This is a genomic window from Streptomyces sp. NPDC048473 (assembly GCF_043200155.1).
In the GTDB taxonomy this organism is placed as follows: Bacteria; Actinomycetota; Actinomycetes; order Streptomycetales; family Streptomycetaceae; genus Streptomyces.
In genome coordinates, this window is the sequence record NZ_JBICXE010000118.1 from 1 (window position 1) to 7,251 (window position 7,251).

The window sequence follows — 7,251 nt, forward strand, 5'->3', positions numbered from 1 at the left end:
CCCGCGGAGCGGGTACCACATCGCTGCGCGATGTGCAAGGGGAACGGTCGCTGCGCTCCCGTCCGCCCACGCGGAGCGTGGGCGCCTCCTTCCGCTGCGCTCCTGGAGGCAGTGGGGCCGGCCGCTGCGCGCCCGACTGGCCGCGCGGTGCGCGGGCGGGCCACTGGGGTGGGGTGGTGCAGCTAGTGGGGACTCCAGTACGGGAGTTGGGGAGTCCTGTGGACTCCTGGGCGGGTCCGCTGCGCTCCCCCGCCTGACGGTCCTTCCGGCTGCGCCTCCAGAACCTTGGGGCCCGCTGGCGCGGGCCGGGCTGGCTGCGAGGGTGGGGGTCGCTCGTTCGTGTGAGTTCCAGTGTAGCGCATGCATCAGACTGATGCAGCATGTACCGTTGGCGGAAACACGGGACACCCCCCAACCATCCGGGAACCTCCCCGGAATTCCGAGAGGAACGACCGCAGATGACCGGTCACCACGAATCTACCGGACCTGATCCCGCGCTGAGCAGCGATTCTCTGCGCCGGGTGACGCAGTACCAGACGGCGGCTGTGAACGCCCGGTTGAAGCTGTTCGCGCTCCTGGAGGCGCAGGGCGTGCCCGCGAGCGAGGCTGACGACCTGGTGGCCGCGCTGGAGGCCGGGGCGGTCGCCGGGGCGCAGTGCCAGGTGGTGGAGCTGGACGGCATGGCGCCGCGCCCTCGTGGCGCTGAGTTCGAGGACGGCTGGGACAAGGGTGTGGCGGCCGTGAGCGAGGCCCTGGTGGGCATCGCGGACCGGGAGTGGTCCCGGCGTGGCGGCCGGTCGGCCGGGGCCGCTGAACTGGCCGTACATATCGCGGATGTGAGGCAGCGGGAGCGCGTCGACCTGGTGCGGCTGGAGGGTTACGTCCGGGAAGCCGTCCTGCCGGCTACTCACCCGCACACCACCAGGCGCCGCCAGGTGCTGGAGGCGCTGGGCGAGGCCGGCGGTCTGTGCACCGCGCGGACCCGGAACGCGGATGGGGACGTCATCGTCTGCACGCTCGATGCCGGTCACTACGACCCGGACGACGAGCCGCCGTTCAAGGACGGAAAGCCGGGCGGCTGGCACAAGGCGGATGCGTCGATCTGGAACGACTTGGGCGCGGCCTGCATTCCGCACGCGGCCCTCTGAACAACCACAAGAATTCAGCGCTCGGGGAGGCAAGGAAATGTCAGCGATTCAGCTCAAGGAACACCAGGTAGATCAGCGGTCCGCGTTTCGTAGGTGGGTGGGATTCCCTGCAAGGTCATCTGTGCCCCCGCAGGGGGCCCGGGGAACGATCGTGTCAGCGACCGGCTCGGGCAAGACGATCACGGCCGCCGCGTGTGCGCTGGAGTCGTTCGCGGACGGCCGGATCCTCGTCACGGTTCCGACCCTGGATCTGCTCGCGCAGACCGCCCAGGCGTGGCGTCTGGTGGGCCACCGGGCCCCGATGGTCGCGGTGTGCTCGCTGGAGAACGACGCGGTGCTGAACGAGCTGGGCGTGCGCACCACCACGAACCCGATCCAGCTCTCCCTGTGGGCCGGGTCCGGGCCGGTCGTCGTGTTCGCCACGTACGCCTCCCTGGTGGACCGCGAGGACATCGACGCCCCCGTGGGCCAGCGGAAGGTTCGCGGGCCGCTGGAGACCGCTCTGGCAGGCGGAGAGCGCCTGTACGGCCAGCGCATGGACGGTTTTTCGCTCGCCATTGTGGATGAGGCTCATGGAACCGCCGGTGATCTTGGCCGTCCGTGGGCGGCAATCCACGACAACCAGCGGATCCCGGCAGACTTCCGGCTCTACCTCACCGCGACCCCGCGCATCCTCGCCGCCGCCCGCCCACAGAGGGGCGCGGACGGCCAGGAGGCGGAGATCGCGACCATGTCGGACGACCCGGAGGGCACCTACGGCGCGTGGCTCGCGGAGCTCGGGCTGAGCGAGGCCATCGAGCGCGAAATCCTTGCCGGATTCGAGATCGACGTCCTGGAGATCCGCGATCCCTCGCCGGTTCTCGGGGAGTCGGAGGAGGCGCAGCGGGGCCGGCGCCTGGCCCTGTTGCAGACCGCCCTGTTGGAGCACTCGGCGGCGTACAACCTGCGTACGGTCATGACGTTCCACCAGAAGGTCGAAGAGGCCCGCGCGTTCGCGGACAAGCTGCCCGAGACCGCTGCCGAGCTGTACATGAACGACGCGTCCGACGCCGACCTGGCGGCCGCGGACCGGCTGCCGAAGTCGTCGATCGACGCGGAGTTCTACGAGCTGGAGGCCGGCCGCCACGTGCCCCCGGACCGCGTGTGGTCGGCGTGGCTGTGTGGCGACCACCTCGTCTCCGAGCGGCGCGAGGCGCTGCGCCAGTTCGCCAACGGCATCGACGCGGCCGGGCGCCGGGTCCACCGTGCCTTCCTCGCCAGCGTTCGCGTGCTCGGAGAGGGCGTGGACATCACGGGTGAGCGGGGAGTCGAGGCGATCTGCTTCGCGGACACCCGCGGCTCCCAGGTGGAGATCGTGCAGAACATCGGCCGGGCGCTCCGGCTCAACAAGGACGGCAGCACCAAGGTCGCCAGGATCATCGTGCCGGTGTTCCTGGAGCCGAACGAGGACCCGACCGACATGGTCGCCAGTGCCTCGTTCCGCCCCCTTGTCGCCATCCTCCAGGGGCTCCGCAGTCATGATGATCGACTTGTCGAGCAGCTCGCCTCCCGTGCGCTCACGAGCGGCAAGCGCAAGATCCACGTCCGGCGGGACGATGACGGGCAGATCGTCGGGGCCGGCGGGGAGGGTGACGGCGAGGACCAGGAGCAGCAGGACGACACTCAGGCCGCCGCCGAAGCAGCCCTGCTCCACTTCTCCTCTCCCCGGGACGCGGCGACCATCGCGGCGTTCCTGCGCACCCGGGTCTACCGGCCGGAGTCGCTGGTGTGGCTGGAGGGTTACCAGGCCCTCATCCGGTGGCGGAAGGAGAACGAGATCACCGGCGTCCATGCCGTTGCCTACGACGTCGAGGTCGAAGTGGGCGTCACGAAGGACTTTCCGCTTGGTCGATGGGTGCATCAGCAGCGGAAGGCGCTGCGGGCGAGCGAGCTGGAGGAGCGGCGCAAGACGCTGCTGGACGCCCCGGAGGCCGGGATGGTGTGGGAGCCGGGCGAGGAAGCGTGGGAGAACAAGCTCGCCGCGCTCCGCTCCTACCGGCGGGCCACCGGGCACCTCGCACCCCGTCAGGACGCCGTCTGGGGCGAGGGCGAGGCGATGGTGCCCATCGGGCAGCACCTGGCCAACCTCCGCCGGAAGGGCGGCCTGGGCAAGGACCCGAAGCGGGCGGAGGAGCGGGCGAAGCAGCTGACGGCGATCGACCTGGACTGGAACTGCCCGTGGCCGCTGGACTGGCAACGCCACCACCGCGTCCTCGCCGACCTGGTCGACGCCGACGGCGTCCTGCCCTACATCGCCCCGGGGGTCGTGTTCGAGGGCGATGACGTGGGCAAGTGGCGCTGGCGGCAGCAGGAGCCGGGCACGTGGGCGCAGCTGTCGACCGAGCAGCAGGAGCGGCTGGCCGCGCTGGGCATCAATGCCCCTGCGGCCCCGTCTCCCGCCCCGGCAGTCCGTGCGGCGAAGGGGTCCGCCAAGGCTCAGCAGGCTTTCCAGCGGGGTCTGGCTGCTCTCGCGCAGTGGGTGGAGCGGGAAGGCGCCGACCGGCCGGTGCCGAGGGGGCACAGCGAGGAGACCGTGGTCGACGGCGAGGCGGAGCCGGTGATCGTGAAGCTGGGCGTATGGATCTCCAACACCAAGACCCGGCGGGACAGGCTCAGCGCCGACCAGCTCGCCACGCTCGCGGCGCTGGGCATGGACTGGGCAGGACCGGTGCCGGCCACCCAGGCCGCCCCGGCGCAGCCCGCCCCCGTGCAGGCCGCACCACCGAAGCGTGACCACCACGACGAGTGCGACAAGGCGCTGCACGAGGGCGGTACGTGTACCTGCGATCTCATCGAGGAGTACGGGCCGCCCTCCGAACGCGACGACTACTGACCGCTCCGCGCCCGATCGGACCCCGGCACTTTGAAGGCCGGGGTCTCGTGCTGTCGGGGCTGGCCGTCCGGTCCTAGCCGCCCAGTTCTTCAACTAGCGGCCACCGGATCCGCTCTGATGCCATACCGGTGTTGATTCCCACGTTGTCGGTCCGGGACCGCCTCAAAGGTGTGGCTGATGGCTACGTTGCGCCGATAGGGTCGCCCCTCACAAAGGGGGTTGCTGATGGGCAACAAGGTTGTGACTCTGCCGGACATCCCGAAGGCCGGCGAGGAGCTCGAGGACTACATCGCTGCGCTGTTCCAGGCGTCTGGACACTTCGTAGAGAAGCAGATCATCGAGTCGGATCCGGCCGACATCCTCGAACTCGACATCTTCGCAACCGACTACGGACCTGAGAAGGCGTTGCGCCGGCTGATCGAGGTCAAGGGCGGCAAGTGGGGTTTCACCGACCTGTTCAAGGTGGTGGGATGGATGCAATACCTGGGTCTTGAGCATGGAGCGTTCTTCATGACCCGTTGGGAGGACCGTGAGGCAGCCCCCCGAAAGATGGAGCCGCTCGGCCTCGACATCGTGTGCTTCGACGACTTCACAACCGCTCGGCAACTGTTCACGGAGAAGGGGTTCGGCTCCTTCGCGGAACCACGGCTCATCGGTCTGTGGCGGCACTCGTACGGAGTCGAGCGCAAGTTCGTCAAACTCCTCCACAGGCAGGAACGAGCCGGGGACGAAGGCGCTAAGGCTGCGAAGACGTACCACCGTCAGATCAACAATGGCACCTTCTTCGCCAGGGCTCCGGAAGAGTCGCTGGCGCTGCTGTACGAGGCGTACGGAGACCACCCCAAGCTGACCCTGGGCTACGCACGCGAGATCGATGGGGAAGGCTTCGACCCGCAGGCGGCCGCGAGTGACAGCCCGAGCTACCAAGCGATGCTTTGGCACGGCAGTCACCCTGAGCTCCAGGCGTGCACGTACCTCGAGCACCGGGCTCGGCTCGCCATCCTCAAGGCCGCCGTGGACTACGCGCTCGCGCATCCCGATGGTCCTCCGGAGTTCCGCATGTCGGAGGACGGAAAGTCGTTCTTCTTTCAGGGGCTGACCTACCACGTCCTGCCCAAGACGTTCCATGACGGCATCGCGTGGCTGCGAGAGCAGCCGAACTTCGCGCGGTACGCGACCTTCTGGCAGCAGTTCCTGTGGGGATGGGGAGGGTTCTACCTCAACGACAGGACCGGGGAGGAGTTCGAGTGGATGGCGGAGTACTCCGGCATCCCTGCCAACGAGATCCCCATAGCCCTCGAAGCCTTCGACCGCTTCTTCCCGATCCCAAACGGCTGGTTCGCCACACCAGGCCACACCAACATCCACATGCTCAAGATGGTGCCCTGGATCTTCCAAGGCATTGGAGCCCACCAACGCCGCATCCAATACAAGCTGGTCGACAGCTGGGCTGCGCTACAGCCAAGCGCCCCGTACACGATCCCCGATCTCGCCAAGCGCATCAGCAGCGCGGTCGACTTCCTTCTGTAGGCATGGTCGGCCCGTTCCTGCCCCGCCACGGAGACGGGGGCGGGGCCGAAGAAGCCAGCTGGGCTACGGTGCGACGAGGCGGGGCCCTTGGGCGCGGAAGCGTGGGCGGGTGTCCGGCCTGAAGGTCGGTTTCGATGGTGGTGCCTGTGCCGTGGTGCAGGGTCCTCCGGCCGGACAACAGGTGGTGGGTGGTTAGCGCACCAGCTCTTGGTCGACGTGGGGGCGGCGGCTCGATGGCAAGGGCAGGGCCCCAGGTACTACTGCATCGCGGTTCGTTGCTCCACTTCAAGAATCGACCAACCCGAGTCGTTCCATCGGTACACGAGCCCGTCGACGTTGAACGATCCGAGCCAGATGGTGTGAAGACCGGCCGGAGCGTTCGGGTTGCCGGTGGGCACAAACCTGTTGGTCAGGGACATCATGATGTCCAAGTGACTGCGGTCCGCCCACAGGAAGAGGTGTCCTTCCCGGTCGGGGTGCTGCGCCAGCTTTCCCACCTTGTCCTCGCCCAGTTCCGAGACGAGGAACTCGTCGATGTAGGGCGCGATGGCGTCAGCCGTACTGCGGGCAACGCCGGAGAGCAGCTCGGTGGGGAAGATCCGGCCTGTTGCTCTGTCGCTGTGTACTCGCTGGGCGCTTACGACCTTGAGCTTGGTGAGTTCCTGGAGATCTGCCTCATGCTGCGGATCGGGGAACGAGCCGAGCGCAGTGCTGTCGTTCCATCCGTTCAAGCCGATCTTGTCCAGGTTGGCCTGCTCCTGGCGAACCAACAGGGCGGCCAGGGGGCCGAACGCCTTCTTGACGTTTGTCCCGGGCGTGAACTGCACGATCCAGTCGCCCTGCAGGCCAGGGATCGGCTGGTCGTACTGGCTATGCAGAGCGTCCCACAGGCGCTGCCGGGGCTCCTCGATCGTGGAAGACACCTCGAGCGCCACCAACGGCCCGATCCCGTCGACGGGATCAAGGAGGAAGTCCACCATGCGGTTCTCGGACTGGTCGTCGTGCTTGACCCTTCGCGTTCCCAGGACCGCGTTGACTGCGGCCTCCGCCCAGAGCTCATCCCGCGCCGGCGAAACCGGCCCTCGCTGCTTCATAGACAGGACGGTAGACCGGGTACCGCAGCAGAACGAGGGGATTCAGATGCCGAGCCGGCAGGAGCGCCAGCGGCGCCCGGTGCGGCTGATCAGGCCACGGTCTTCCAGGCGACTGAGCTGGTAGGCGACCGAGCTGCTGCTGGACAGGCCGACCCGTTCTCCGATCTGGCGGATCGAGGGCCCTTCGCCGTGATCCACGATCCAGTTTCTGATCACCCGCAGAATCTGGACCTGCCGATCGGTCGGGGCGTCCATACTCATGCCGCCCGCGCTGCGCGACGGTCACCGCGGGCCTGGCGGCGCAGCTCGGTGCGGTCCGTCGGCCTGCCGGGCGGTTGGGTGTTCCAGAAGGGGTGCCACCAGATGCGGGCGGACAGGAGGAGCAGGCGGCGGCGCAGTGCGGTGTTGCCGTGCTGGCGGGGTGCTGCGAGGGCGTCGTACGTGGCGTTGAGGTCGCGCTGGGCCTGGATCAGGTCTGCGGGGAAGGTGGGGACATCCATCCCTATATTAGAGGTTGGGTCGCCCGGGGGAATTTCACCCCCGGGCTCCCACAGAACCGTGCGTAACAGTCTCCCGTTACACGGCTCTTGCCATCTTGATCACCAGA

The 7,251-nt window shown here is 68.1% G+C and carries 6 protein-coding genes; 3 read left to right on the forward strand and 3 right to left on the reverse strand.

Translation table 11 applies throughout. From position 1 onward, the window contains the following. Positions 1-458 precede the first annotated feature (458 nt). From ACGFU7_RS47115 to ACGFU7_RS47125, 3 genes are all read left to right on the forward strand, one after another. Complete coding sequence (locus ACGFU7_RS47115; RefSeq protein WP_393704878.1) at positions 459-1,148, forward strand: hypothetical protein; 690 nt, start codon at positions 459-461, stop codon at positions 1,146-1,148. 37 nt (positions 1,149-1,185) lie between these two features. After that, complete coding sequence (locus ACGFU7_RS47120) at positions 1,186-4,020, forward strand: Helicase associated domain protein (protein ID WP_393704879.1); 2,835 nt, start codon at positions 1,186-1,188, stop codon at positions 4,018-4,020. 225 nt (positions 4,021-4,245) lie between these two features. Further along, positions 4,246-5,550, forward strand: coding sequence for a hypothetical protein (locus ACGFU7_RS47125; protein WP_393704881.1), 1,305 nt, complete (start codon positions 4,246-4,248; stop codon positions 5,548-5,550). A gap of 257 nt (positions 5,551-5,807) precedes the next feature. Here the strand turns inward: ACGFU7_RS47125 and ACGFU7_RS47130 are convergent, their stop codons facing one another. From ACGFU7_RS47130 to ACGFU7_RS47140, 3 genes are all read right to left on the reverse strand, one after another. Next, the gene (locus tag ACGFU7_RS47130) at positions 5,808-6,530 is read right to left on the reverse strand and encodes a hypothetical protein (protein ID WP_393704883.1); all 723 of its coding nucleotides are present in this window, start codon (positions 6,528-6,530) and stop codon (positions 5,808-5,810) included. A 156-nt stretch (positions 6,531-6,686) separates the two neighbouring features. Beyond that, a complete protein-coding gene (locus tag ACGFU7_RS47135) occupies positions 6,687-6,899 on the reverse strand; it encodes a LexA family protein (protein WP_393704884.1) in 213 nt (70 codons plus the stop codon). Between the two features lie 2 nt (positions 6,900-6,901). Then, the gene (locus tag ACGFU7_RS47140) at positions 6,902-7,144 is read right to left on the reverse strand and encodes a hypothetical protein (RefSeq protein ID WP_393704885.1); all 243 of its coding nucleotides are present in this window, start codon (positions 7,142-7,144) and stop codon (positions 6,902-6,904) included. Between the last annotated feature and the right edge of the window lie 107 nt (positions 7,145-7,251).